At 35.6% G+C, this 24,404-nt stretch carries 28 protein-coding genes; 12 read left to right on the top strand and 16 right to left on the bottom strand.

From position 1 onward, the window contains the following. The first annotated feature begins 85 nt into the window (after positions 1-85). Entirely contained in the window at positions 86-508 is a 423-nt protein-coding gene (locus tag J5U23_RS04405; protein ID WP_218267088.1) for a DUF4898 domain-containing protein, read from the top strand. Between the two features lie 69 nt (positions 509-577). Here the strand turns inward: J5U23_RS04405 and J5U23_RS04400 are convergent, their stop codons facing one another. Further along, complete coding sequence (locus tag J5U23_RS04400; RefSeq protein WP_218267497.1) at positions 578-1,381, bottom strand: ABC transporter permease; 804 nt, start codon at positions 1,379-1,381, stop codon at positions 578-580. Beyond that, the gene (locus tag J5U23_RS04395) at positions 1,372-2,301 is read right to left on the bottom strand and encodes an ABC transporter ATP-binding protein (protein ID WP_218259611.1); all 930 of its coding nucleotides are present in this window, start codon (positions 2,299-2,301) and stop codon (positions 1,372-1,374) included. The genes J5U23_RS04400 and J5U23_RS04395 overlap by 10 nt, the downstream gene beginning before the upstream one ends. 175 nt (positions 2,302-2,476) lie before the next feature. On the opposite strand from J5U23_RS04395, the gene J5U23_RS04390 reads away from it, so the two are divergent. Next, entirely contained in the window at positions 2,477-2,914 is a 438-nt protein-coding gene (locus tag J5U23_RS04390; RefSeq protein WP_218259610.1) for a hypothetical protein, read from the top strand. An 82-nt stretch (positions 2,915-2,996) separates the two neighbouring features. On the opposite strand, the gene J5U23_RS04385 is transcribed toward J5U23_RS04390, so the two are convergent. From J5U23_RS04385 to soxA, 9 genes are all read right to left on the bottom strand, one after another. Then, positions 2,997-5,240, bottom strand: a complete 2,244-nt coding sequence (locus J5U23_RS04385) for a heavy metal translocating P-type ATPase (protein WP_218267087.1) — start codon at positions 5,238-5,240, stop codon at positions 2,997-2,999. Next, positions 5,230-5,400, bottom strand: coding sequence for a YHS domain-containing protein (locus J5U23_RS04380; protein WP_218267086.1), 171 nt, complete (start codon positions 5,398-5,400; stop codon positions 5,230-5,232). Before J5U23_RS04380 ends, J5U23_RS04385 begins: the two co-directional genes overlap by 11 nt. Positions 5,401-5,489: 89 nt before the next feature. Continuing rightward, complete coding sequence (locus J5U23_RS04375; RefSeq protein WP_218267085.1) at positions 5,490-5,981, bottom strand: TRASH domain-containing protein; 492 nt, start codon at positions 5,979-5,981, stop codon at positions 5,490-5,492. Positions 5,982-5,993: 12 nt separating this feature from the next. Then, the gene (sepP, locus tag J5U23_RS04370; protein WP_218267084.1) at positions 5,994-6,653 is read right to left on the bottom strand and encodes an undecaprenyl-diphosphatase SepP; all 660 of its coding nucleotides are present in this window, start codon (positions 6,651-6,653) and stop codon (positions 5,994-5,996) included. 215 nt (positions 6,654-6,868) lie between these two features. Then, complete coding sequence (locus J5U23_RS04365) at positions 6,869-7,063, bottom strand: hypothetical protein (protein ID WP_012719263.1); 195 nt, start codon at positions 7,061-7,063, stop codon at positions 6,869-6,871. 2 nt (positions 7,064-7,065) lie between these two features. Beyond that, positions 7,066-7,188 (bottom strand): hypothetical protein, encoded by a 123-nt coding sequence (locus J5U23_RS15970; protein WP_280638396.1) that lies wholly within the window; start codon positions 7,186-7,188, stop codon positions 7,066-7,068. A gap of 12 nt (positions 7,189-7,200) precedes the next feature. Beyond that, positions 7,201-8,874, bottom strand: coding sequence for a proton pump complex cytochrome B SoxC (soxC, locus tag J5U23_RS04360; RefSeq protein WP_218267083.1), 1,674 nt, complete (start codon positions 8,872-8,874; stop codon positions 7,201-7,203). Then, positions 8,867-10,396 (bottom strand): proton pump complex quinol oxidase subunit SoxB, encoded by a 1,530-nt coding sequence (soxB, locus tag J5U23_RS04355; RefSeq protein ID WP_218261270.1) that lies wholly within the window; start codon positions 10,394-10,396, stop codon positions 8,867-8,869. Before soxB ends, soxC begins: the two co-directional genes overlap by 8 nt. Beyond that, positions 10,396-10,902 carry a proton pump complex quinol oxidase subunit SoxA gene (gene soxA, locus J5U23_RS04350; protein WP_218259603.1) on the bottom strand — a complete coding sequence of 169 codons (507 nt, stop codon included), beginning with the start codon at positions 10,900-10,902 and terminating at the stop codon, positions 10,396-10,398. Before soxA ends, soxB begins: the two co-directional genes overlap by 1 nt. A gap of 450 nt (positions 10,903-11,352) precedes the next feature. On the opposite strand from soxA, the gene J5U23_RS04345 reads away from it, so the two are divergent. The 3 genes from J5U23_RS04345 to J5U23_RS04335 are packed head-to-tail and all read left to right on the top strand — an operon-like array spanning position 11,353 to position 13,172. Next, on the top strand, positions 11,353-12,327 hold the full coding sequence (locus J5U23_RS04345) for a Rieske 2Fe-2S domain-containing protein (RefSeq protein WP_218261269.1): 975 nt from the start codon (positions 11,353-11,355) through the stop codon (positions 12,325-12,327). Further along, entirely contained in the window at positions 12,305-12,769 is a 465-nt protein-coding gene (locus tag J5U23_RS04340) for a hypothetical protein (RefSeq protein ID WP_218259601.1), read from the top strand. The genes J5U23_RS04345 and J5U23_RS04340 overlap by 23 nt, the downstream gene beginning before the upstream one ends. Continuing rightward, on the top strand, positions 12,762-13,172 hold the full coding sequence (locus J5U23_RS04335; RefSeq protein ID WP_218259600.1) for a hypothetical protein: 411 nt from the start codon (positions 12,762-12,764) through the stop codon (positions 13,170-13,172). Before J5U23_RS04340 ends, J5U23_RS04335 begins: the two co-directional genes overlap by 8 nt. A 40-nt stretch (positions 13,173-13,212) precedes the next feature. Here the strand turns inward: J5U23_RS04335 and J5U23_RS04330 are convergent, their stop codons facing one another. Continuing rightward, on the bottom strand, positions 13,213-13,779 hold the full coding sequence (locus tag J5U23_RS04330) for a DUF1404 domain-containing protein (protein WP_244988822.1): 567 nt from the start codon (positions 13,777-13,779) through the stop codon (positions 13,213-13,215). 295 nt (positions 13,780-14,074) lie between these two features. On the opposite strand from J5U23_RS04330, the gene J5U23_RS04325 reads away from it, so the two are divergent. Beyond that, positions 14,075-14,833, top strand: a complete 759-nt coding sequence (locus tag J5U23_RS04325) for an SDR family NAD(P)-dependent oxidoreductase (RefSeq protein ID WP_218267082.1) — start codon at positions 14,075-14,077, stop codon at positions 14,831-14,833. Here the strand turns inward: J5U23_RS04325 and J5U23_RS04320 are convergent, their stop codons facing one another. Next, a complete protein-coding gene (locus J5U23_RS04320; protein ID WP_218267081.1) occupies positions 14,834-16,015 on the bottom strand; it encodes a mandelate racemase/muconate lactonizing enzyme family protein in 1,182 nt (393 codons plus the stop codon). Between the two features lie 64 nt (positions 16,016-16,079). Here J5U23_RS04320 and J5U23_RS04315 point away from each other — a divergent pair, with 64 nt between their 5' ends. Together J5U23_RS04315 and J5U23_RS04310 are read left to right on the top strand one after the other, a co-directional pair. Next, complete coding sequence (locus tag J5U23_RS04315; protein WP_218259596.1) at positions 16,080-16,553, top strand: hypothetical protein; 474 nt, start codon at positions 16,080-16,082, stop codon at positions 16,551-16,553. Next, complete coding sequence (locus J5U23_RS04310) at positions 16,550-17,056, top strand: hypothetical protein (RefSeq protein WP_218267080.1); 507 nt, start codon at positions 16,550-16,552, stop codon at positions 17,054-17,056. The genes J5U23_RS04315 and J5U23_RS04310 overlap by 4 nt, the downstream gene beginning before the upstream one ends. Here J5U23_RS04310 and J5U23_RS04305 read toward each other — a convergent pair. Continuing rightward, on the bottom strand, positions 17,031-17,201 hold the full coding sequence (locus J5U23_RS04305; RefSeq protein ID WP_218267079.1) for a hypothetical protein: 171 nt from the start codon (positions 17,199-17,201) through the stop codon (positions 17,031-17,033). The genes J5U23_RS04310 and J5U23_RS04305 overlap by 26 nt on opposite strands. Further along, positions 17,201-18,202 (bottom strand): ABC transporter permease, encoded by a 1,002-nt coding sequence (locus J5U23_RS04300; RefSeq protein ID WP_218267078.1) that lies wholly within the window; start codon positions 18,200-18,202, stop codon positions 17,201-17,203. Before J5U23_RS04300 ends, J5U23_RS04305 begins: the two co-directional genes overlap by 1 nt. A 94-nt stretch (positions 18,203-18,296) precedes the next feature. Between J5U23_RS04300 and J5U23_RS04295 the strand changes: the two genes are divergently transcribed. Beyond that, complete coding sequence (locus J5U23_RS04295; protein ID WP_218267077.1) at positions 18,297-20,375, top strand: ABC transporter substrate-binding protein; 2,079 nt, start codon at positions 18,297-18,299, stop codon at positions 20,373-20,375. A gap of 41 nt (positions 20,376-20,416) precedes the next feature. Here J5U23_RS04295 and J5U23_RS04290 read toward each other — a convergent pair whose 3' ends face one another. Beyond that, positions 20,417-21,292 carry an ABC transporter permease gene (locus J5U23_RS04290; protein WP_218267076.1) on the bottom strand — a complete coding sequence of 292 codons (876 nt, stop codon included), beginning with the start codon at positions 21,290-21,292 and terminating at the stop codon, positions 20,417-20,419. Positions 21,293-21,371: 79 nt separating this feature from the next. Between J5U23_RS04290 and J5U23_RS04285 the strand changes: the two genes are divergently transcribed. From J5U23_RS04285 to nagA, 3 genes are read left to right on the top strand one after another with little or no spacing between them, the layout of a single operon-like run. Continuing rightward, entirely contained in the window at positions 21,372-22,331 is a 960-nt protein-coding gene (locus J5U23_RS04285; protein ID WP_218267075.1) for an ABC transporter ATP-binding protein, read from the top strand. Further along, positions 22,312-23,295: an ABC transporter ATP-binding protein gene (locus J5U23_RS04280; RefSeq protein WP_218267074.1), complete on the top strand. Its 984-nt coding sequence runs from the start codon at positions 22,312-22,314 to the stop codon at positions 23,293-23,295. The genes J5U23_RS04285 and J5U23_RS04280 overlap by 20 nt, the downstream gene beginning before the upstream one ends. Beyond that, the gene (nagA, locus tag J5U23_RS04275; protein ID WP_218267073.1) at positions 23,279-24,376 is read left to right on the top strand and encodes an N-acetylglucosamine-6-phosphate deacetylase; all 1,098 of its coding nucleotides are present in this window, start codon (positions 23,279-23,281) and stop codon (positions 24,374-24,376) included. The genes J5U23_RS04280 and nagA overlap by 17 nt, the downstream gene beginning before the upstream one ends. The last annotated feature ends 28 nt before the right edge of the window (positions 24,377-24,404 follow it).

Here is a 24,404-nt window from a genome sequence, read left to right as displayed (position 1 = left end):
CTCTTGTATAGAGCATAAAAAGTGCCATATACATATAAACTTTAAAAGGCCAAATGTAAATATTTACATTCAAAGGTAAGGAGTTATGCTAGCTAATTCTGCCGATACTGGAAACCTCGAAGACTTCATTATGACTGTAGCGAGAAGCAGAGAAATTTTCAACCTTAAAAGTTATAGCTTAAGGATAATTTCTGATTATACGAAGTTCTTTAATCTCATACTGCCTAAAGATGTAAGTGACGTCCTTGTTATATTACCAATTAGTAACGATGATGTAGGCAGTACCATCAAAAACGAATTAACTAGGATAAGGAGCAGTTGTTCAATAATCGTATTATATAGTAATAGATTACAGAAAGATAGAATGGTTGTCGGCTTTCGTACTGTTGTTAGTAAAGCTGTTGATAGTGAAATCGATAGTAACAAAAATAACATGATTAGTAAGCACCTAGAGCCTCTAGGGTCAAAAACTCATCTAAATCTATACTCTCTCGGTATAACATTTTGACTCACGAGTAATCTTTTTTCTTATAGTTTTTAAGGTATTGCCATAGTGGTCAATAGTCATTTGTCTATATTAGTATTCTGCTAGAGTACCTTTTTCTCTAGCTTTTTTGAATGCGTAATTATATGAAAATATGCCTAATGGCAATAGAACTATGTCAAATATGGCTAATATTATAATAAATTGGGCAACACCAGTTATAGGAGTTCCATTTAAAAATGCCTCTCTTAATCCCTCTAATGCCCATGTTAAAGGAATTCCGTAACTTATATACCTAACAAATAGTGGAAGCACTGTGACTGGAAATACTGTACCCCCAATAAGATTTGTAAAGGTGTTGAAGAAGAATGAAATGGGATTACCTTGTTTTGTTATCATTGTTACGGCCCCAGCTATCATACCTATACCTAAGGTTGATAATATTAACAATATTATAATCACTATTGCACTGAGTACATTAATGTTATAATGTATATTTAACGCAAATCCTATGGCCAAAATTATAATCGCATTAATTGTATTTAGAGTAAGACCCCAAAGTGCTGAATACAACAAAAATCCAAACGTTCCAGTTCTTGAGATAACATAATACTCTATTGTTCCATAAAGCTGTTCATTACGTAACCTTTGACTTATGGTTGAAATTACGGAAGATACATATCCTTGGAAAGCTAAACCTATAGTGAAAAATGCTGTATAATTACTTACTCCTACTTCACTCACTAGTCTATTTCCTAATGCAGTTCCAGTGAAGTAATACGTGAAAACTGGGAGAACCCAACCTAATACCGTTAATATTGTTTGGGTTCTATACGATATCCATATCTTAAATCCTCTCAAATATAAGAAAGAGTAGAGTTTTCCGCTTATCCCCATCTTCCTCCCCATCCTCCTCTCCTTACCGCTTCTAACCTTGCCGAATCCTCAACATCTCCTATTAAAAATATATACACATCTTCTAATGATGGCTCTTCCTCCTTAATTACCCTATAATCCTTTAATTCATCAAGTTCCTTCTCTGGTATCCTCAAAATGTAGTAATTTGTTGAAGTTTCCACCACGTATTTACCTAATGCTAATGGATACTCATTTACTTCTACTTCTATTACTTTGCCTAAGTAATTCTTTAAATTCTCTTTGTTTCCTTCAGCTATTACTTTGCCTTTCTTTAATAGTATTATCTTCTCTGCTAACTCCTCAATATCCTTCATGTAATGTGAGGTAAGGAGAATAGTCTTATCTCTACCAATTCTTCTAACTAAATCCCTAAACATTCTAGCTGAGAGTGGATCTAAACCTAAGGTAGGTTCATCCAATAGTAGCACTGGCGGATCCGTTATTAGTGCTCTAGCTAATGCCAATTTTCTCTGCATCCCAGTACTAAACTTCATGTATGGTATGTTTTCCCATTCGGATAATCCTACAATTTCCAATACCTCCCTTGCTCTTCTCCTAGCATCGGATAGGGATAAGTTTTGCAAACTAGCGAAGAATACTAAGTTTTCTAAGGCAGTCAATCTATAATAGAATAACCTTTCACTCACTGTAACTAAACCTATTGATTCTCTAACTTTCTTTTCCTCCCTAGTTATACTATAACCATTAACTATTGCATCTCCAGAACTAGGTATTATGAGAGTCGAAAGCATTTTAATCACGGTTGTTTTTCCTGCCCCATTCGGTCCCACTAAAGCCCCAGTCGTATTTCTTTCTATCTCAAAGGAAACATCATCTACAGCTTTTATCACCTTATCCTTTATTTTAAAAGTCTTTGAAATGTCAATTGTTTTAATCATTAGTTAAAGTATTGACAATAATGCTAAAAACTTTTTGCAGAAAACATAAGGATTTTTTCATTCTAAGTTAAGTCCCTTTAATACTAAATTAGTATTGTTGATAAGATTAATAGGGTATAAGTATTAGATACTTATAATAGAAAGGTTTAAAAACTACTAGGAGAATATATCATGTATGACTAATGAGAGTATAAAATATATAGCCATAAAGATGCTAGCTGATAAAGCATATGTAGTTGATGCTATATATAGCTATCTAGTAGAAGGAGAAAGACCAAGTGTACTGGCATATAAATACGGAATAACAAAGCACACAATCAGAGGAAACATAATGAGATTCGTGGAGAAAGCTGGTGGAGAAGGGAAGGCTAAAAAACTAATAGCGTTGATAAAGCAATCAAATGCCAAAGTGAGTCCTATTGTATATAAAACAGATGGAATGTATACATGCCTTCTCTGCAATGAAAAACTTGACGAAGGGAAATTAGAAAAACACATTACGACTAAGCATAAGGCAGAGTTACAAAGAGCGATAAATTACATTATGTCTAAGGTTGAAGGAAAGAAGAAACAAGAAGAGGCTAATAAGAAAGAAGTTGTCGTTAACGCCTAATAAAAGATAGTATTTTTGTATATACAAAAATTTTATGTTCTAATTTTTAAGATATACTTTTCTACTTCTTTTTCCCTATTTATTAAATTGGTACTAGAGACCATAAACTCACTATCACGCTACTAAATCCCATTGCGAGTGCCGCGTATTCTGGCGGTAAATATATGGTTGGGTAAAACGATCCTGCTGCAATAGGTATTATTACTGTATTATAGCCAAATGCCCACGCCAAATTCTCCTTAATTTTCCTAACTCCCAATTTCGCTTGTTCAAATAGTCCTATTACGTCATCTAAGGAGTTAATCACGACTTTACCAGCACTCTTAGCCAAATCAGTACCACTAGAGACAGCTATACCTACGTCAGCCTCTCTCATAGCAATTGCATCATTTATCCCATCACCTATAAACATCACTTTATTATCATTTTCCCTCAATTCCTTCACCAACTCCGCTTTGTCATCTGGAGTTAATCCCTTGCGAACTTCAACACCTAACTCCTTCCCTATTTCATCAGCGTAATTACTACTATCTCCAGTGGCTATTATCACCCTAATTCCCCTTTCTCTCATATAATTTATCACTCTTTTAGCGTCATCCCTAAGCTTGTCCCTTATGTTAACTATCCCTCCAGCTCTCCCATTAACACAAATTAAAATATCTCCTTCGTCTTCAACATTCCAATCACAATTGCTTTTCACGAAATCCTTGCTTCCTACAATTACATCATTTCCGTTTACCCTTGCATATATTCCTCTTCCTGGGAATTCCTCAAATTGTTCAACCTTACCATCATTCATAATTTTATGAAAAGCTTTAGCAATAGGATGTATACTTCTACTTTCTGCGATTGTGGCCAAATCAAACGCTCCGTTAATGAACTCCTTCTTAGTAATAATCACATACTCACCTTCAGTTACAGTACCAGTTTTGTCTAAGACCGCAACGTTAACATTCCTTATTTCCTCTAAAATACTACCATCCCTAATTATAATACCTCTTTTTAGTGCTCTACGAACACTAACTAACATCGCCATAGGTGACGCTAAGCCTAATGCGCAAGGGCACGCTGCAGCTAATACAGCTACACTGAAAAGTAGAGAGGAATACAAGTTATAGCCCAGTACAAATTTCCAAACAAGAAACGTAAGTGCTGAAAGAGTAATAACTATGGGTACGAATACGGAGGAAACTTTGTCCACCAGATTTTGGATAGAAACTCTAGCATTATAGGCTCCTCTTACACTCTCTATCACTTGTATAATATAGCTCCTATCCCAGTTTCTAGTTACGTATATTTCTAGGTATCCATTTACTAAGATACCACCAGCTAAGACGTTATCTCCTTTTCTCTTTAATACTGGTTTCTGTTCTCCAGTAAGTATTGCCTCGTTTACTTCTCCCTCCCCACTCTCAATAATTCCATCAGCTGGTATTCTCTCCCCAGTCCTAACAATTATTATATCACCTACCTTTAGTTCATTGGAGTTAACTACTCTTCCGTCTTTCAGAGTAGCCTTGTAAGGCTCTATACGTATTTCGGAACTCATCTTTGCTTTAATATAAGCTTCTAACGTTTTACCAACGAGTATGAAGGTTATCAATAATGAAGCATCAGCGTAAAATGTACTATGAAGGAAAATACCAGAGAACCACAATATGTTTGACGCTAAGGAGACAAGCACATCCATATTAGTAGTTCTATTCTTTAAGGCTCTATAAGCACCTTTATGAAATCTCAATCCTGAGTAAAATTGTACCGGTATCGATAATAAGATACCTAAAAAGAATGGAAATAGATAAGTTAAAGGTGTAAATGTTATGCCTATTACCAATCTCTTTAATAAGTCATAGAAGTCTTCATAGAGTACGCTTCTTTCACTACGTTGTTCATTTATTATTTCTCCTTTTACTCCAGCTTCCTTCAATATTTCCTCCGGAGTAGTGGATTCAAGGTTATACTCCACGCTTACTATTCCTAGACCAGGATTGGATTTTACATCGACTACTCCCTTAACGTTTTCGAACTTCCTCTCTATTTTAGGCATTTCCTCTGGGTTGACATTCAGTTTTACAGTGAACTTTTCTGTGGCAACATCATAACCAGCCTTTCTCACAGCTTTTACTAATTCCTTTAATCTAACGTTACCACTTAGGATTACTTTTGCACTACCAGTTGCTAGATTTACTTCCGCATCTTTAACACCACTAACTGACTTCAAAGACTTAGATACACTCATTACGCATGTGGCGCAATGCATTCCAATTATCTTTAGCTGTTCCTCCTTATCTGTAATTCTCAACTCCTCTTTCTTCTCAGTGACCATGAGGCATTCCCTTAGGTCCACCCCTTAGATATTCTTCTGGGTTCTTCTGAAACTCCTTAAGGCAATATGATGAGCAAAAATAGTAGACTTTTCCTTTATACATTGTCTTATATTGGCTTTTTTCATCTACTTCCATTCCACAAACAGGATCGATTATCATAATATTAATTATTGGTTTTTTATAAAGAACTTTTTCTTCTGTCAATTCGTATCTACTTAAAATTTACAAGAGTCAAAATGACTCTAAAACTAATGTAAATGCAAATCATTATTACGTGCAAACTTTTCCTTTAACCCAGTCAAACAAGAGTTGCAACAAGCGTAATACGTTCTTCTTCCAATTTTATATGTTAAGGGGTTATCGTATATTTCCTTACCGCAGTAATCACATTTAACTACAAAGTTACTCTTACCTATGAATACTAGATCTTTTCCCTGAACATTTTTTAGCTTATTTTCTAAATCTTCTAATGTATTAGCTCTTATTATGTTGATAAATCTACCGTCCAACAGCTTATAACACTCGTCACTTTGGCAAGACTCTGAAATTGTAAAAGCGATAAGTGGTTCATTCTGAAATTTAATAGTAAATTTTACACCCTTTTTACTAAGATTTCTTAGAAGCCTTGTGGCAGTACTCCTACTAATATTAAGCCTTTTTGCAAGCTCCGTAACACTTATCCTAGAATCTTCTCTTAAAATTTCCAATGCTCTAAATTCTAAATCTGTTAGCTTTTCCACAAGATTTTTTCTTTACTTTTGCCGTTTTAAATTTGTTTTTCTTCCATTACCGACAATGGAGTTAACTAGTCTATTATAAATTGTTGAAATAAACTTTTCTAGATTTATTGCAGTTAAAGCTATTGCTATTCCTAATATCCATCCAGTTAATACATCTAAAGGCCAATGAACTCCTATATAAACTCTAGAATAGCTTGTTAGCACTGCTTCTATAAGTAGCGGTATTGAGATGTAATATGGTAAAGTTAAGAGAACTATCATTGCACCTACAGCCACTATCAATGCATGTCCTGAAGGATAAGAATAATCAGTGGGTTCTGGAACTAGTAAATTTACGTTATGTAGAATTAGAAATGGTCTTGGCTGAGCCATTACATATTTTGAAACCTCTCCCAAAATTATAGCTATTATAAATCCTCCAACTAATAAGAGTGAACTTCGTCTAAACTTCCCACTCATAATGAATAAGATAGCAGTCACTGGTATCCAAATATACTCTCTCCCGTATTTACTGAAGAATAACATTATAGGATTAAATGCTGGAAGTTGGGAATGGTTGATCAAATAAAGGAAATATATATTCCCCGGAAAATTAGCTTCTCCTACAATTTTAACCACCACAGATATAATTATGTATATTGCATAAATTGATGCAATGTATTTCCACTTCATGGCTAATAGTCAATCATAGAACTATTTAGTATATATAGTTAATCCAAATCTGATTTCATGACGTCATTTCCTATTATATCTTTCTATGAAAAATGTTTTATATAGACGCATAAGATATTTGAAACTAACTACTAATTTACGGTGATTGTAATTAATATATGTTAGTTAGACTTGAGTTATAAATAAAAAAATAATTTTAAAAAGCTTATAAACCTTCATAGCTTGTTTATTCCCTTAAAGAGTATTATGAATATTATGCTCGCTAAGAGCATGTAGACTGTTGCCATTATTATACTTGTGGGATCAACTCCTATACTACGTGCCGAAATGAAGTTAAGAGGTAAGGAGAGTATTATAAAAAATATAGCCATTATTCCCGATATAATTCCAGCTATGGTATATTTTTTCATTTTTATCTCACCAACATTGCTATAATTTTAACAGAGTCCCATAACAGGTTATACGCCATAAACCCAGCCATGAATGAGGTGGCTCCAAATATTAGAGCCAAAATTGCTATACCTAGCTTATTCATTCTCATTCACCCCTATTTTACATAGATTTCATAATGATAAAGTTGCACTGCTATTCCCCATAGCATTAGAATTACGCCTAAATCCATTCCAGCATAAGTTGATTGTGGCCCTATACTCGGTAAGGTCCACATTAGACCTAATAGGAATAAGGATACGATGAAAATTATTACTATTCCATAAAACGCGGCTTTCTTGCTCCAACTGGCTGCTACACTGCTTCCTACAGCTGCTACTGGTTTTTTTCCGACTATAAATGCGGCAACTCTTCTTAGCATATACAATGTAAATAATCCCACTGGTATTAGAATAATTCCGTTTACAATTGTTGGGAATTCTAGGAAGTTTACAAATGTCCCTGCCAAGGATAATGCGGATACGGAAGCTAAGAGTATTTCCATTGGAGTTATGTTCATTTTAATTACCTTTGTTTCAGCTCTGGTAATTGGAGTATTATTTTGCTTTACTGGCCATAAGTAGACAAGTATTCCTATAATAATTAACGGTAACCCTAAGTATTCTATCTCTTGTGAGAACGGAACTGGCACACCTGGTTCCAAGTATCCCCACACAGATAACTCTATCAGATATACAGCTAAAGTACTAACTATCCATGTCCAGAACTTTCTCCTAGTAACACGTAAGTCGTCACTGGGATCTAAGAATGGAAGGAAGATTAGTACTAAAAGACCTATAATAAGCACCGCCAAAACTAATATTGGAGTAATTGGCATTCCGTTAGGTAATAGGAAATCTACAAATTTGTATAGGAATAAGAAGAACCATGGTGGATAGGGTTGCACACTCGTAGACTCTGGCGAACCTGCTTGCGGGGCTGGATAGGGATTAATCACTATTGGTAACCCATTTATATTTGCTAATAAGTTGGGAACAAATAATATTATTCCCCATGTTAGTAATACAACTGATAGCATATAAACAAAGTTCCTAGGCCACCACTCATTAAATCTTTGCTGTTCTTCCTTAGTGTAATATGCCGGTACTTTAGGTTTATCTTTAGCTGAAGGCGTCATTCCATACCTCTCTGCTAGCATGAAGTGAAATAGGAATAAAACTCCCAGCAGAAATACTAGCAATATATGCCACCCTAATAATCTATCAAACAATTCTGATCTCACTAAGGGATCCGAAGATAATGCTGCACTTCCTCCTGGACCAAACAGCCAGCCTACTATAGCTGTTGCACCTGGAATACCAGTACCAACCAATAGTTGATCTCCAATATCTATCGCGTTTACTCCAAGGACATCACTGACTAAGCTGTATCCAAAGAACGATGCCCCTAATGTTAGTAAAAGGAGAATCACTCCGGTTATCCACTGCAATTCTCTCGGCTTTTTGTATGCTCCCTTGTAGAAGTTTCTAAACATGTGTATATATGCTAATATTATCATTATGTATGCACCATATAAATGGCTAAATAACAATACCGGGCCATATGGTACACTAGAAATTATACTTTGTGTAGATTGATATGCAAAGGCTGGTTGGTAATACATTAAGAGGAATAGTCCAGTAATAACGGTATAAATGAAAGCAGCAGCTACCATTGCACCTAGCCAATAAGATAGATTATACATGTAATCTGGTGTCTTAAACAATGGTGCTTCAGTTACACCTACTCTATCAATTATAGTATCTATAATTCCCTTCTTTTCCTCACCCATTTTTGCTCACCCCATCTTCCGCCATTACGGGTAAATTAGAGGGAGTTGAGGGGGTAGAAGCGGAAAAAACATTTTGCTTAGAAGCATAAGCTAACGCATCGAAAATACCTACAAATATCGTTACTAATAACCCTGGAATTCCTATTTCAGCTAATAATGATTCTAACAAGTTATATGGTTGGAACATTGCTGGATAAGCTATCATTCTCCTTAACATTCCTAGATAGCCAATAACTGACATGGTATAACCTACACTCATAAATGGTGCTGTCCACCATATCATTCCAATTCTCATCCATTTAGAGGCTTGCTCACTGAAGTTGAATCCACCAAATGTGCTTCTTAACATATCTAAAAATACGGTAGTGAAGCCCATTACTATTAACGTCCATATCATTAGGTGGAAATGCCCTACTACGTAATAGGTATTGTGGAATAGTGGGTTTATTGAATTCTCTGGCAAAACTAACGCTTGAACACCAGCTAATATGAATCCTACTAATGCAATCAGTGCTCCCATTCCCACTGGGTCTTTCCAGTTATATTTTTGAGAAAGAAGTATTGTTAACCCTAAGTTAAGCACGGTAAGGCCAGACCCTGAGGCTAAGATCAGTGTGGATAAGTTTACCCATATTCTCAGATCTATAGGTAATGGCCAAGTTTGCAGATGGTGAACCCATATAAGCATTGAGCCTATTGATAGTAAGTATATATTCCATCTAGCCCACTTCTCACTGAAGAGTGCCCTCCCAGCGTATTTTGGTACATAGTAGTACAAAGCGCCAAACAACGGGAATGGAACGTAATATACTACTGGATGCCCATAGAACCAAAATAGTAATGCCCATAACAATGGGTTAACTGGAACTCCTGCAAAGAAATATAACGTATACCATAATGTAGATGCTGCTAATGCGGGAAGAGTTATTGCAATAACTATTGCAAAAGCTACTCCATAAGCTCCAAAGATGTTCAATCTTTCATTTCTTGGTTTTGTAGCGTAGGCATCTGCAATCAGTGTTATGAACATCGCTGTCTGTAATATGAAGGCTAAAGTTAGGGATAAGTAAGCCATACCCATCAGGGCTGGCGAAGTGTAAAACAAAAAGGCATGGAAGTTACTATCTGATTCTATTGCTAGTGGAGGATACATGTACCAACCCATATCAGGAGATCCAGCAAACCCAATTGCTAAGAATATGTTAGACAACCAGAAGAAAATAGACATTAATTTAGTATGTAAAATTGATAAGTTACTCTTATACATTGCAAACGCGATTACAGCTACCGCAGCTAAAGGTACAAATCCAAACATACCGGCCCAGCCGTGAATAGTTAATGCACTATAGTATAGTTCTCCCACGTTGGGGGAATTATTATTAAACGTTAAATAAGTCCTTAGATTCATGGCTGCAATTCCTAAAACTCCTAGCCAGAATATGGAACCTATTGTGTAAAGCCAAACTACGTTTAACGTGTTTTTAGGCATTATAGTATCTTTTATTTGTTTTATAATACTCATTATACCACCTCTAGAGTTCCAGTCATATATGAGGAAGCATAACCATCATATTCTGCATTATACCACGTGTAATTTCCCGGCTGATTAGGAGTTATAAAATAAACATAGCTTGTAATTCCTGGAACATTATTTATATTAATTAGCCCATTTGGAAGCCTTAAGTAGAATCCAGTATCCACTTGTGGAGAGTTTACTATCAGTACTACTGGTTCACTCACGTTAGCTACTATAATGTTGGGAACCCACTTGTATTGCACTGCAGTAATATTAACTACTAGAGTGCCATTTATGACCTCAGAATACTCCCCAGGTGGCGGAGGGTGAGTTTCAAAATAATTCACTGCCACTTGAGCTTGTGGAGGTAAGCCAGAGAATTCTGGTAAACCGTATCGTAAACTAAAGCTCTTTCCAGTTAGAATATAGTAAACGTTCCAACTGAAGAATGTTGCAACCAAAATCAACATAATTATAAACCACACCTCTTCGGCATGCTCCTTAATATCCATACTTCACACCTAATTCTTTTTTAGAGTATTCAAGCTTATAAATCTTTATTTGAAATTTTTCGAAGATTTAATAACTTAAACTCTGTTAAAGTTGAGTTAATTAAAATTAGAATTACATAATCTAGTCTACTATAAGAAAAATTGTAGGTATACACATTCACTATGCTTGTTTTAGTGTCATGTGCTTTTAAAATAAAATTATATTTTTGCTAAACTAGTCATAGATATGTTATTTAATTTATCATGTAATTTCTAGTACGTAAAGGTTTGTGCTTATTTTTACTTATTTATTTAGTTAATTTGATTGCATAATAAATTTCCTCTACATAAGGTACATGGTCATAATATTACTAAAAAACCTTGTGCAACAAATAAAGCTAACATTTGCTATGGAAAATTTTAAAATAAAATTTTTAAGGTTTAACTTACATTGTAAATTTGGTAAGTAATATGGCTAAGGGAATACCTATTATTAAGCGTGATGATCTTATATTTGCTATTAAGCTTCTTAGGAAGATGAGAGATCCAAAAACTAGGTTTGATGAGAAAGAGTTTATAAAAAGTGGGAGAGATTATTTATATAATTACGCTGAGAAAAATGTAGGTCCTCTTGATCCCAGCAAGAGAGCATTCCTAAAAGGTATTCTCATAGGTATAGGGGCTGCAGCAGTACTAAGTGCAATTCCGGTCATTTCGTATCTAAATCAACCTGAAATAAGTTTGAAACAATTTCCATGGGTAATTATAGTCGACTCCAGTGGGAATCCAATTAAAGCGTCTCAAATTCCCGTAAATAATCCAGAGATCTTATTATTTGAATACCCAATGCAAGGTGATATAACTTTCCTCTTGAATTTAGGCGATGAGAACGATAATCCTATAAAAGTTCCTCCAACTACGGTTGTAATTCCGGAAAACGGTAAGACTTATACTTTTCCGGGTGGGGTTGGTCCTAATAATTCAATAGTAGCTTATTCAGCCATATGCCAACATTTAGGGTGCACTCCACCTGAAATCCACTTTTATCCACCTAAATATATGAAGGTAGGTTTACCTACCCCAAACTTCCTACCCGAAGTTGCTTTACAGTCTGCTCAACAAGCAAATGCACCCGGAGTTATACATTGTGATTGTCACGGATCTACTTATGATCCTTACCACGGAGCTTCTGTACTAACTGGACCCACAGTTAGACCATTACCTTACGTGCAATTATATTGGGATTCTAATACTGATTACCTTTACGCAATTGGCATGAACTTAAATGCTCCTACAATATTAGGACGCACTAATGATCTTTCTGGATATGCATATCTATCTTCATATGACCAGGCAACTGGATGCCAAAAAATGCTATTACAATCTGGTCAAACTCCAAGTAATTGCTATACAGAGCTTCAGAATGCTGGAAACACCTATCAGTAGGGTGATTGTGTTGGGAACTATTGAATTAATGTATGAGAAGTATATCCAAATAAGTAAGATGATGTCCAGAATGAATTATATGCCAGCAATAGCTTCTGGTGAGGTAGCAATACTACTTGTTCTTTACGCTGGAGGCATGTTATTAGCTGTATATAACCTTCCTCTTCAAGGGGTACCCTTAATAATGCATTTATATGGTGCAATTCTAGTTGCTATATTAAGCATAGGTTTGCTCGCATCCGCAGTTAGCTATAAGGATAAGGGTGCAATTGTAATCTCTATTCTAAACGTTCTTTCAGTCCTTTTTGCAGCGTTTGCTGGATCATTTTATTTTGGAGGTGTGATAGATGTGAATTACTTGCTTCAAATGGGAATGGGTTTTGTATTTGCACTTATAACTGCCTCCGGTTGTTTAATATATAGTATAAGAAGGGGTGAGTAAATTGGTAGTTTCACAGTCTAGAATAAGGCCAAGTAAACTGATGTTGTATATCTCCTTAACTGAGACCATACTGTTAGCTGGATTATTCTACGCAGGGATAGCTACATTATTTTATGATAAATTCCCACTAAATGCCTATTCAGAGGCGTTGATATTGTCAAGTCATATAACCCTTGCCATGCTTGTGGGGTTTTTCGGTGCTGCAATGCTTGCTCAATCAGTTAGAGAAGGTATAAGATCAGTATACCTATTTTCCCTCTTGAATCTATTGTTTATAGGAATAGCAGCAGCTGGTGGTTTAGCTTTTTATGGCTTATTAATTCCAGACTATGCCTATTTAATGGCACTAGGATTCTTCGGATCGCTATTTTGTACATCATCTGTTCTATTTTACGCAATTTAATTTTTTAAAGAGCTCCCTTTTTAGTGAAAGACCTTTCCGCTCACCCTACTATTCCTTTTATGTATTTAGCTATAACGTATCCTAGGAACACATTCATTGCAATGAACATCGTTACACCAGCAATTGGAAGGGATGAGGGAGGATATGGAGAGAAATTGTAAGCAACGTTTGAATATATCGGACTCGATACAATGAATATTATTGCCAGTGCACTATCTCCCAACATCCAGAGTGCGAATAATGTAACTTTTAGGTAAAACTTTACGTATTTAATTGAGGAACCCGCAAGAATTCCGCCAATAAGAAGTGTTATTTCGAGAATTACTCTGTACGTTGTGAAAGCTGCACCTAATGCGAAAAAATATGGTAAGTGCCACAAGATAGGTGGTATCAATCCAAGCGCTAAAGAAATTTCGTCTCCCTTAAAGTACTTATAACCGACAAATATTCCAGAGAAGTAAACTAGATAGTGAGAAATCATATAAATTGCAGGATAGTGAAATTCTAGACTTTCTGTGTATGGGTTAACAGCAATTGCAAGAAGAACTATAGGAAGGATTAGCGGTTTAAATGTGGTATTTTCATTCTTGATTAAACTTAAGATCATATTATAAAGTAACGTACTCGGTTTAAGAACTTTTATAGCAATGAGTAATTTTCTACTTTGCTTGAGAACTACCCTTATTAACTTTTTAAAGTATAGCCTATATGATTGATCGTTTTGAAGTATCAGAGTACACTACGATATTTATATTCATATAAGAGGATGATTTCTACGTCTTAAGTAATTTTAGAGCATACAGTTTATATACTTATATATTACAAGCCGTATTAGTTGAAAAGTATTTAATGTAGTCTACACATCTTCAAAGTTTATTTATTCAAGTTTAAGATTATTCTATATGATTAAGCTGGATTTAAGCGGAAAAGTATCTCTTATAACTGGTGGAACTTCCGGTATAGGTCTAAAGACAGCTGAGCTCTTCAGTAAATTAGGTGCAAATGTTTACGTTATAGGCAAGAGAGAAGTTGGCTCTCTACCTAAAGGTGTACATTTCAAAAAAGTTGATTTAACAAGTAGAGAAGAAGTTATTTCATTTATTGAATGGTACGAGAAAAACGTGGGAATAATTCACGTTTTGATAAATAATGCGTCACGAAATTCACGATATTCAGTGCTTGATATTCCAATGAAAGAGTGGGATGAAATGATTAGCTTAAACTTGACTGCGCCTTTTCTCTTATCAAGAATGGCTGCAAGGCTTATGATTAAAAATGGCATCAAGGGAAAAATAATTAATATCTCTGCAATTCAATCTAAGTTTCCATTACAGAGATCCTTCGCCTATGTCACTACTAAAGGTGGTTTGATATCTATGACTAGAAGTATGGCTGTGGATTTGGGAAAATACGGAATACAAGTTATTACCGTGTTATCAGGCCCAATTTACTCGAAAGACAATGAACCCCCAGCAAGTTTAGATGAAAGAGCTGCAACCCTATTAGGAAGAATGGGAAGGACAATAGAGGCCTCTTACCTATTGGCCTTTCTAGCATCAGACTTAAACACCTTTATTACTGGAACTGAGATTGTAATAGATGGAGGCAGGCTAATAAGTAGAAAACCAGATCCAGAGGAAATTTCTAAAGGTGAGGTCTAACTAGTAATCCTTCCACGTTCCTTTAACTACCCACACTGGTTCCTCTGGGTTAAAGTATTCCTCACCCTTAACCTTTAAACTCTCTAACATTTTCTCGTTTACCTCAACTCCCAAACCTGGTCTTTCCGGTATTATTGCATATCCATTATCAACTGGGGTACCATCATATATTAGCTCCCTCTTCCAACCTGGGAACCAATCATAGAAGGACTCTTGTATTAAGAAGTTGGGAATGAACGCATCAAATTGTAGTGTCGCAGCATTTAATATCGGACCTTGAGCATTGTGGAAAGCCATCAGTACGTCAAAGGCTTCAGCAATTCCCACTACTTTCTTAGTCTCGGTAACTCCACCAATTCTGTATAGATCAGCTTGTAAGAAGTCAACCAATCCCTCTTTCATAAAGTGCAAAGCTTGATGTTTATTGATTATCCTCTCACCTAATGCAATCCTTAAGCTCGTATTGGCCCTATATTTTTTAAGCCCTTCCATATCCTCAGGATGAACAGGTTCCTCCATAAACAATGGATTATACTTCTCTAGCCTTTTCGCTATCATTATTGCTGAATTTGCATTAAACCTACCGTGATGCTCTATTAAAATATCCACATTATCACCTACAGCCTCCCTAACAGCCTTTACCCTCTCCTCAGCCATATCTAGACCTCTCTTTGAAATATCGTTAAAATATGGGCCAAATGGATCGAATTTCAAAGCCTTGTAACCCTTTTTTACGACTTCTTTGGCCTTATCCGCAAAGTCCTCCGGCCTAACGCAATTTTGATACCATCCATTTGCGTAGACAAGTATTTTATCTCTCGTTTTTCCTCCGAGCAATTTATATAATGGAGCTCCCAATTCTTTTCCAATTACATCCCAAGACGCAATATCTACTGCACTATAGGCTGTTGTAGACTCTAAGGAGATGGTCATATTGAAATCATGCTTGTACCATTCTAGCTTGTTCTTTTCTACGTTAAAGACATCACTTCCTTTTAATACAGTATTTATCTTCTTTACAAAATTTGCCACTGCTTCGGCTCTCAACGCGCTCACAGTTTCTCCCCAGCCTACTCTGCCATCGCTTGTTGTAACCTTTACCAATACCATTAATGACGCCCATTGGGCGCTTGTTACCTCCTTACCTAAAATATACGCTTCAATTTCCGAAATCTTTGTCATGTATGTAAGTAAAGGTTTAGAAAAAATAAAGTTTTTATCAGCTAGAAAATAGGGTATATATTGTATGAGAAAGAGGACAATTTTAGCAGTTTCAATTGTAATATTAGCTATAGGTCTGATAGACGTAATTTTCACGTATCTCTATTCTTCTCTAGTAGTATACGCTCTAAAGGATACTATTTCCTTGGCCGAAGAAGGAGCACAAGGATTTCCAGTTGTGGTTAAAGAGAATGATAGGATAGTAATAGAAGGAAATTCTACAAAACCTATTAACATTTACATTATAGGGATCGTACCCCAACAGGTTGCAAGTAACGCAAATAGATTTAGTATATCATATATTTCTCCGAATTCTGGTACAGTTTATATTCAGTTTAGATCGCCTCCATATTCTAATTTAACTACTATTTCGTTTACCATAAAAGTTTTCAACTCTTGGTTCTCCGGAATTGGCTATTTATCTTCTGGAGTCATATTATTTATCGGTCTTATACTTCTTGGTTACGCTGTTCAATTAAAGGAGAGGCGAAGGAGATGAAATTATTGCCATTCTATATGACTGATAATATTTTTATAGACGCGTATTTTCTTGAAAACATATCGAAGCCTCATACTAGAATTTTATTAGTAAGGACTAATCTTAAACCTGAAGAGAACGGGGAAAAATTAGAACCAATCCCCCTAAATCAGGTTGTCAAATTACTAGAGGATGGTTATGTAGATCTGAAGAGTCTTAACGAGAAGAAAGAGAGGCTAGATGCTTTAGATTATTTATTATCAAGCCTATATAATCCTGGATTGTACTTCAGAAAAAGGGAGGCGGAGATTACCTTATCTTCTCTTCTTAGAATATACGATTTAGCATACAAACAAGTGTTAAAAAAATTACGTTATTCAAATCATGTTAATCTCATATTTGCTTCAATATCAGTATCTAATAATTCAATACTTATCAACGGTAAAGAAGATAAAATCTATACTGCTCTTTTTAAATCCGATTCAAATTTTAAGGAAGCTATTTTAAGTTCCTTATCTGGATGATCGCATATACTATCATGAACGTTGATAATATCAATACAACTATCTGAGGGAATAAGGTTGCAGGACTCCTATATATTACCAGTGAGAAAACGTCAAGTAGCAACAGTGTATAACCTATAGCCAATAGTGTTTTATACGCTTCCATTATTCTTCACCAACCTTAGCTCTAGGATCTAAGAACGAATATGTTAAGTCTGCGATTAAATTACCTACAATTACTGCTACAATTATTATGATGAATACTCCCATTTCAGTGGGATAGTCATTAGAGGTTATGGAGTTGATTAGTAAGTTTCCTACTCCGGGGTAGGAAAATGTCTGCTCTACGAATACTGACCCACTAAAGGAAAATCCTATTGCTATGATTAAGCTGGTGTATAGGGGCAATATTGCATTCTTTCCAATATACTTCTTTTCTATTATATCTTTTTTAACTCCAGAGAGTTCAGCAAAGTTTACGAAATCTTCGCCAAGTACATATATTGTGTTTGCCCTCATCTGTAAGATCCATCCTACTAAATTTACTATGGTCAATGTGAATATTGGTAAAAATGCATGATACAACACGCTAGCTATGAAGGGAAGATTAAACCCTGGAGTTACATGTACACTGTAAGCACCTCCCGTGGGAAAGATATGGTATGTGAACGCAAGTATGTAAATAAGTAACACGGCATAGATGTAAATTGGTACTGATCTTAAGATCGATAGCGAAACGGTAGATATGGAATCGGTCTTAGTCCCCCTCATATACCCTAGTTTCTGGCCTATTCTTATCCCAAGGAAGAAACTTATTAGAAGAGATGTTACAACGATGAATAAGGTCCAAGGTAACGCAACTGCAATCAGTTGAGCCACTGGTACGTTGCTTATTATCGAGAAGCCCAGATTTCCATGTAACGTATTCCAAATGTAATCCGCAGCGCTAATTAACGGATTCCCATGGGGTCTGAGAGTGTTTAAATAATCTATGAGTGAACTATATAGTTCAGGTTTTTGAGCAAATTCTTGTGGATTTATGAACTGCATGATGTAATTTGCGGGAGAGTAGGGAGAAAACTCCAATAAGGCCCAGCTTATGACTATTGTAGCAAATATCGCAACAATTACCGATGCTAATCTCCTAATCAGCCATTTATAATTCATAATTATTATTACTTTTAATAAGATATAAGTGTTTCTCAACTATACCATAAAGGTTTAGGCAAAGTTTATAAGTGGGAAAATACAAATAATATCTATGCGAAAGGAATTAGTATTAGAACTAGGGATAATATTCTCAATATTTGTAATGCTTTCTTCAATGAGTGGTATATTGATAGCCAGTTCAGCATCTTCTGTATTTCCATCAACACTTTACCTAGGATGGTATAATTCTAACGTAGAAGCATTTTCCTCATTTGCGACATATAACCCTAATATATTCGCAGGAGGATTGGGTGGATCTTTTTATGGTTTACTCTATGCTTACTCTGCTTTAATTAACGTTACTAACGGACAAGCAATTCCAGTAATAGTAACTTCTTGGAACTTCTCCCCATCAAATTGGCAACAAATTTGGCAGACTAAACCAATAAATGTCACATTAGTTATTAGAAACGATACTGGTTGGAGTAATGGGCAACCCCTAACAGCTTATGATCTTATGGCAACATGTTTAATACTAGATATGTTTGGTGCGCCTCCATTCCCAAATTACACTGTAGTTAACAATTATACGCTAATTGAGACCTGGCCCAACAATACTTTATCACCAATATTGTATACTACTACACTAATTAATACGGTAGGCTTAGGGGAAGTTGCTATTATAATACCGTATCAGGTTTGGAAGCCTATAATTAATCAGATACTAGGGAATTGGACGAAAATACAAAACACTAGCAATATGAAACTTGCACAACAGATAATTAAGAATATTAGATCAGAAATTACTCATTTTAGACCCGATCCTACAACATATCCGTATAGTGGCCCATTTTACCTATCACAACTGTCATCAAATGAGATAGTATTGAATAAGAATCCCTATTACTATAACGCCAAATATATACCATTTAACCAAATAATAGTGTATCAATATGGACAAGCAGATTTAGCAGCAGCTGCAATAACTGGGGGTCAAGTTTCTCTGGACTGGTCGGGTTTGACTGGATTATCACCAACCCAACTAGAGAGTTTGCCAACTACGCTTGAGGTTATCAAAATACCTCAACCATTCGGTTGGGGTTTGGCATTTAATTTGAAGAATCCTTGGCTAAGAGACTATCAAGTTAGGGCTGCAATCGCATATATTCTAAATAGGACTGCAATAGCAGAAGTGGGTGGTCCTTTAACAGCACCAGTTACTATCCCTAATGCAATTCCCAACGTGTCATACTATTCATTCATGACATCTCCGCAATACTATTCATCGTTAAATCCATATAATATCAATTTAACGAAGGCTGCGCAACTACTTGAAAGTGTAGGGTTCTATCAGAAATCCGGCGTGTGGTACACTCCTAACGGGACACCATTTACTTTAACTATAGGTGCAGGTGCGCCACCAACACAAGCCTTAGCTATGATGGAAGAGGTTCAGAAAGAATTACAACAATTTGGAATTAACGTACAGTTGCATGTATATACTGTAGTTAGTCAATGGCATCAGGCATGGCAAAATGGCACTGGCTATGATTTATGGTTTGAGAATTGGGGTAGTTCATATTCCCCGGGTACTGCACCATGGAGTTTAGTACTTTCATATTTTGGAGGATACCCATGGAATGTTACCCAATGGAATGAAAATCTTACTCTGCCTAATGGTACTGTAATTGACTTCCATAAACTACTTGAAGAAACCGAGTCTCCTAATAGTACACAACAGCTAATACAATCTAATCAGCAGTTATCATATTATATGAACCAATATTTACTTCCAATTTTACCTCTAGTTGAGATTGAGAATTACGTCATCGTTAATCCTTCGCTTCTTATTGCAGCTCCACCGGCCAATTCATGGATATGGTCGGAGGCACAATACGGTATAGGTGGTACTGCAATGATACAAGCTCTAATAGATTATTGGTATGCTCCATTATATAAGAGTACCATAGTTACGACAACAACGACCTCAGTGAGTACAACTACTGTTCCTACTACTTTAACTACAACAACCACGTCTGTAGCTACGACAACCACAGCTGTGGTCACTACTTCTGTTACTACAACTACAGTTACAACGACATCATCTTCAATTATTCCAATTGTCGCTGCTGTAATTGTTGTCATCATCGTTATTATTGCAGTTGTGATATTCTTGATGAGAAGGAGATAGAGAGAGGATAATATAAAAAAAGTTATTTGATTTTTCACTCTTTATTTGTATGATCTTATTCGAGGATTAGATATTTCGTCAATTCCGTAACTTAGCAATATCAGACCACTCATAAAGCCCACGATTGCAACCGTGGGAAAGGCTAGATAATATATTGCCTTTCCACCTAGGGCTGCTCCATAAGAAAGTGCTTGTTGTATCATTGCTCCCCAATTATTTGGGTTATAGGGTAATACTCCTAAGTAGTATAATCCTACTTCCGCGTAAACTGCAGCTTCTACGTTAAATATATAGTGTATTATAATATATGAACCCAAGGTTGGAGCTACTTCCCTAAATATGATATATCCCCTAGACAATCCCAATACCCTTAATACTTCTATTGTCGGGGAATTTCTAATTACTAGAACTTGAGATCTTACAGCTCTAGCTAATCCAGCCCAACTAGTTATACTCAATATCAGAGAAAGGATAATTGGATTACTAGTCTTGAAAGCGCTTACTACTACAATTAATAATATTATACTAGGTAAAGTTAGCACAATATCAGTTATTCCCATGAGTATATCATCAATTATTCCACCTAGATAGCCTGCCACTATCCCTACGGCTATCCCTATTAGTGTAGCGAATAGGCCAGCTAAGAAACTTACCTCAATTACTGACTCAGCGCCTTGAATGATTTGCACTAATATACTTTCCGCAAATGGACCAGTTCCAAAGATTAGATAAAAGTTTGATAATTGTGGTGGCATGAATATCGTAGTTGAGCTAGGGTGTAGAGAGTACGTCGTAGGAAATATAATTTCACCAAACACTGCGATTAAAATATAAAATACAGTTATAATTAATCCTACCCTAGATTTTTTGTTCTTCCATACAAGCCAGAGATACTCGAATAATTTATTCTGCATCATAATATAAATTTGCTTTACACCCTTTTATTTTCTCGAGAAGAAAAATCTATAAGTAACAAATACAAGCTATATACATGTTATGATATTGGAAGTTTATAATCTGAATGTGATTTATGATGAGGGTAATAATAGGATTGTAAGGGCGGTTAATGATGTCAGTTTTGGAGTTGAAAAGGGTGAAGTTCTTGGAATTATCGGTGAAAGTGGCTCTGGTAAGTCTACACTCATTAACGCTATACTTAGAGCTATAAGACCCCCAGGTAAAGTAGTCTCTGGGAAAGTAATCTTTAGTGGCATTGATTTATTTGCTATTCCTATAGACGAGTTTAGAAAATTATTGTGGAAAGAAATTTCATATGTCCCCCAAGCTAGTCAGAATGCCTTAAATCCGGTTTTACCGGTTAGTGAGACTTTCTATTATATAGCAATGAGTCACGGAGAAGCAGATAAGAAAAGTGTAATTGAGAGAGCAAGGGAATTATTGAAATTAGTAAGTTTAGATCCTAATCGTGTTCTTAGCATGTATCCATTCCAATTATCTGGTGGTATGAGACAGAGGGTTATGATAGCGTTAAGCCTTCTCCTAAATCCTAAGTTAATATTAATGGACGAGCCAGCAAGTGCGTTAGATATGCTTAATCAAGAATTATTATTAAAGTTAATAAAAACTATAAATCAAGAATTAGGAGTTACAATAATTTATGTAACGCATGATATACTTAATATAGCTCAAATAGCTAATAGATTGTTGGTTATGTATAAAGGCTATGTCATGGAAGAGGGCAAAACTGAGGATATCATTAAAAATCCATTAAACCCATATACATCATTATTAGTGTCCTCGATTCCTTCCTTAAAAGGAGAAGTGAAGATCATCAACGTTCCCTTAGAGGAACTATTACTGTCAAAAGAAAAGGGTTGTCCTTTTCTAAATAGATGTCCCAAAGCTTTCGGAAGATGCAAAGAAGAATTACCCGAGATTCGTTTAGTAAAAGATAGAAAGGTAAGGTGTCACTTATATGGGTCTAATGGAGCTTAAGAAAATTTCAGTAGTTTTTGAAGATAAGGTTGGATTATTCAGAAAGCGGCAATTCCATGCTTTAAAGGATATATCTTTGAGCATAAATCAAGGGGATCTACTTATAGTATTAGGTGAAAGTGGAGCTGGTAAAACTACTTTAGGACGAGTAATTGTCGGTTTACAAAAACCAACGTCCGGTGAAGTAATTTATGATGGATATAATATCTGGAAGAATAAGAGAAAAATATTTAAGAAATATAGAAAGGATGTTCAACTAATTCCTCAAGACCCCTACTCAACACTTCCCTTTAATAAGACTGTGGAAGAGATCTTAGCAGCTCCCATATTACGTTGGGAAAAGATCAACAAAGATGAGCTAAGAAAGCGTTTAATTAACTTATTGGAATTAGTAAAATTGACACCTGCAGGGGAATTTTTGAGTAAATATCCCCATCAGCTTTCAGGAGGACAGAAGCAAAGGCTTAATATAGCTAGAAGTCTTTCAGTAAACCCCAAGATAATAGTTGCCGATGAACCCGTAACTATGGTTGACGCTTCTTTGAGGATTGGTATACTAAATACACTAGCTGAAATAAAGAATAGACTCAATCTCACAATGTTGTTCATTACTCATGATATCCCAATAGCCAGATACTTTTATCATCTATTTAACAAGGGTAATGCAATAGTAATGTTTGCTGGTAGAATAGTAGAGAGTGGAGATTTGGAGGAAATACTGAAGGACCCATTACATCCTTATACAAAGGACCTGATAAAACTTACACCATCTATCGATAATCTATATAGGGAAGTTGACGTTAAGATAAATTACGAAAGGGTAGAAAAAGGATGTCCGTATAGGCTAAGATGTCCATTTGCAATGGATATATGTAATAATGAAGAGCCTAGATTATTTAAATACTCCCATGATGTTGCTTGTTTCCTATATGGCAAGGTGAAGGAAAGTGAACAAGTGCATTAGAGGGTTAGAGATAATAACACCATTAGAAAGTTTTAGAGATGATATAATAATATTAGATGGAAAAATAAGAAAAATTGGAAGTGAAATATGCAATGAGGAAATAAAGATAGAGAAAGGCAAGTACGTAGTACCTGGGTTAATTGACATTCACACCCATGGTATAGGAGGAATTCTAGTGAATGACGTTAAGAGTGTTGAAAGTTATGAAAAGATGACAAAATACTACTATTCACATGGCGTAACGACTTTCATTCCATCTACAATTTCTGAGAATGTTGAAAAATTGATTAGCATAGCGGGAATTCTGAATGAAGCTAAAAGTATTGGAATACACCTTGAAGGACCTATAATAAATCCGAATAGAGCTGGGGCGCATAAATTCTTCACTAGATTCGATGAAAGAATTTTAGAAATTTCGAAACTATTTAAAATTAAAAGGATTACTGTAGCACCCGAGATTATGAGTGATAGAGAATTGGAGACCCTCGTAGACAACTTTCAGGTTTCTTTAGGTCATACAGATGCTAACTCAGATGATACCAGAAGAGCCATAGGCTTTGGTGCATCATCAGTTACGCATTTGTTTAATGCGATGAGGCCATTTCATCATAGAGACCCTGGAGTAATTGGTGTATCATTGACTTCTCCAGTATACACTGAAGTAATACCAGATTTAGTGCATGTTAATGAGATTACAATAAATATTATAAGTAAGTTAAAAGGGGATAATACAATACTAGTATCAGATTCCTTACAAGCTGCAGGGTTAGGCGAAGGTGAATTTTTACTTTATGGAGAAAAAATTATCTGTAATAAGGCTTGTTTTGAAGGTAATAACAAGCTTGTAGGTAGTAACATAACTTTAGATGAAGGTGTAAGAAGGGTTAGTAAAGTTGTTGGACTGAAAGAGGCAATTAAATATGCAACGTATTCTCCAGCATCCTTACTTAACTTAGATGATAGAGGACAGATATCTAGGGGTTATGTTGCAGATTTAGTTATATTGGACGAAAACCTTAACGTGCTGATGACGTTAAAAAGTGGCAGTGTAGTCTTCTCAACTTTTAAAAAATCATTGTAAAAGCTAAGGATTATCACTGATATTATAC

The sequence above is a fragment of the Saccharolobus shibatae B12 genome (assembly GCF_019175345.1).
Lineage (GTDB): Archaea > Thermoproteota > Thermoprotei_A > Sulfolobales > Sulfolobaceae > Saccharolobus > Saccharolobus shibatae.
The sequence above is the reverse complement of the archived record's forward strand: the minus strand, read 5'-3'. Positions and strand labels throughout refer to the sequence as shown.

Excerpts from the sequence above, each read along its gene's own strand:
- J5U23_RS04405 (WP_218267088.1), top strand. The coding sequence starts at position 86 with ATGCTAGCTAATTCTGCCGATACTGGAAACCTCGAAGACTTCATTATG.
- J5U23_RS04395 (WP_218259611.1), bottom strand. The coding sequence starts at position 2,301 with ATGATTAAAACAATTGACATTTCAAAGACTTTTAAAATAAAGGATAAG.
- soxB (WP_218261270.1), bottom strand. The coding sequence starts at position 10,396 with ATGAGTATTATAAAACAAATAAAAGATACTATAATGCCTAAAAACACG.
- J5U23_RS04380 (WP_218267086.1), bottom strand. The coding sequence starts at position 5,400 with ATGATAATCGATCCTGTTTGTGGAATGGAAGTAGATGAAAAAAGCCAA.
- J5U23_RS04300 (WP_218267078.1), bottom strand. The coding sequence starts at position 18,202 with ATGAATTATAAATGGCTGATTAGGAGATTAGCATCGGTAATTGTTGCG.
- J5U23_RS04330 (WP_244988822.1), bottom strand. The coding sequence starts at position 13,779 with ATGATCTTAAGTTTAATCAAGAATGAAAATACCACATTTAAACCGCTA.
- soxC (WP_218267083.1), bottom strand. The coding sequence starts at position 8,874 with ATGGGTGAGGAAAAGAAGGGAATTATAGATACTATAATTGATAGAGTA.
- J5U23_RS04345 (WP_218261269.1), top strand. The coding sequence starts at position 11,353 with ATGGCTAAGGGAATACCTATTATTAAGCGTGATGATCTTATATTTGCT.
- J5U23_RS04315 (WP_218259596.1), top strand. The coding sequence starts at position 16,080 with ATGAGAAAGAGGACAATTTTAGCAGTTTCAATTGTAATATTAGCTATA.
- soxA (WP_218259603.1), bottom strand. The coding sequence starts at position 10,902 with ATGGATATTAAGGAGCATGCCGAAGAGGTGTGGTTTATAATTATGTTG.
- J5U23_RS04365 (WP_012719263.1), bottom strand. The coding sequence starts at position 7,063 with ATGAAAAAATATACCATAGCTGGAATTATATCGGGAATAATGGCTATA.
- J5U23_RS04400 (WP_218267497.1), bottom strand. The coding sequence starts at position 1,381 with ATGGGGATAAGCGGAAAACTCTACTCTTTCTTATATTTGAGAGGATTT.
- J5U23_RS04390 (WP_218259610.1), top strand. The coding sequence starts at position 2,477 with ATGACTAATGAGAGTATAAAATATATAGCCATAAAGATGCTAGCTGAT.
- J5U23_RS04325 (WP_218267082.1), top strand. The coding sequence starts at position 14,075 with ATGATTAAGCTGGATTTAAGCGGAAAAGTATCTCTTATAACTGGTGGA.
- J5U23_RS04385 (WP_218267087.1), bottom strand. The coding sequence starts at position 5,240 with ATGGTCACTGAGAAGAAAGAGGAGTTGAGAATTACAGATAAGGAGGAA.
- J5U23_RS04305 (WP_218267079.1), bottom strand. The coding sequence starts at position 17,201 with ATGGAAGCGTATAAAACACTATTGGCTATAGGTTATACACTGTTGCTA.
- J5U23_RS04295 (WP_218267077.1), top strand. The coding sequence starts at position 18,297 with ATGCGAAAGGAATTAGTATTAGAACTAGGGATAATATTCTCAATATTT.
- J5U23_RS04285 (WP_218267075.1), top strand. The coding sequence starts at position 21,372 with ATGATATTGGAAGTTTATAATCTGAATGTGATTTATGATGAGGGTAAT.
- J5U23_RS04340 (WP_218259601.1), top strand. The coding sequence starts at position 12,305 with ATGCTGGAAACACCTATCAGTAGGGTGATTGTGTTGGGAACTATTGAA.
- J5U23_RS04310 (WP_218267080.1), top strand. The coding sequence starts at position 16,550 with ATGAAATTATTGCCATTCTATATGACTGATAATATTTTTATAGACGCG.
- J5U23_RS04280 (WP_218267074.1), top strand. The coding sequence starts at position 22,312 with ATGGGTCTAATGGAGCTTAAGAAAATTTCAGTAGTTTTTGAAGATAAG.
- J5U23_RS04320 (WP_218267081.1), bottom strand. The coding sequence starts at position 16,015 with ATGACAAAGATTTCGGAAATTGAAGCGTATATTTTAGGTAAGGAGGTA.
- J5U23_RS04290 (WP_218267076.1), bottom strand. The coding sequence starts at position 21,292 with ATGATGCAGAATAAATTATTCGAGTATCTCTGGCTTGTATGGAAGAAC.
- J5U23_RS15970 (WP_280638396.1), bottom strand. The coding sequence starts at position 7,188 with ATGAATAAGCTAGGTATAGCAATTTTGGCTCTAATATTTGGAGCCACC.
- sepP (WP_218267084.1), bottom strand. The coding sequence starts at position 6,653 with ATGAAGTGGAAATACATTGCATCAATTTATGCAATATACATAATTATA.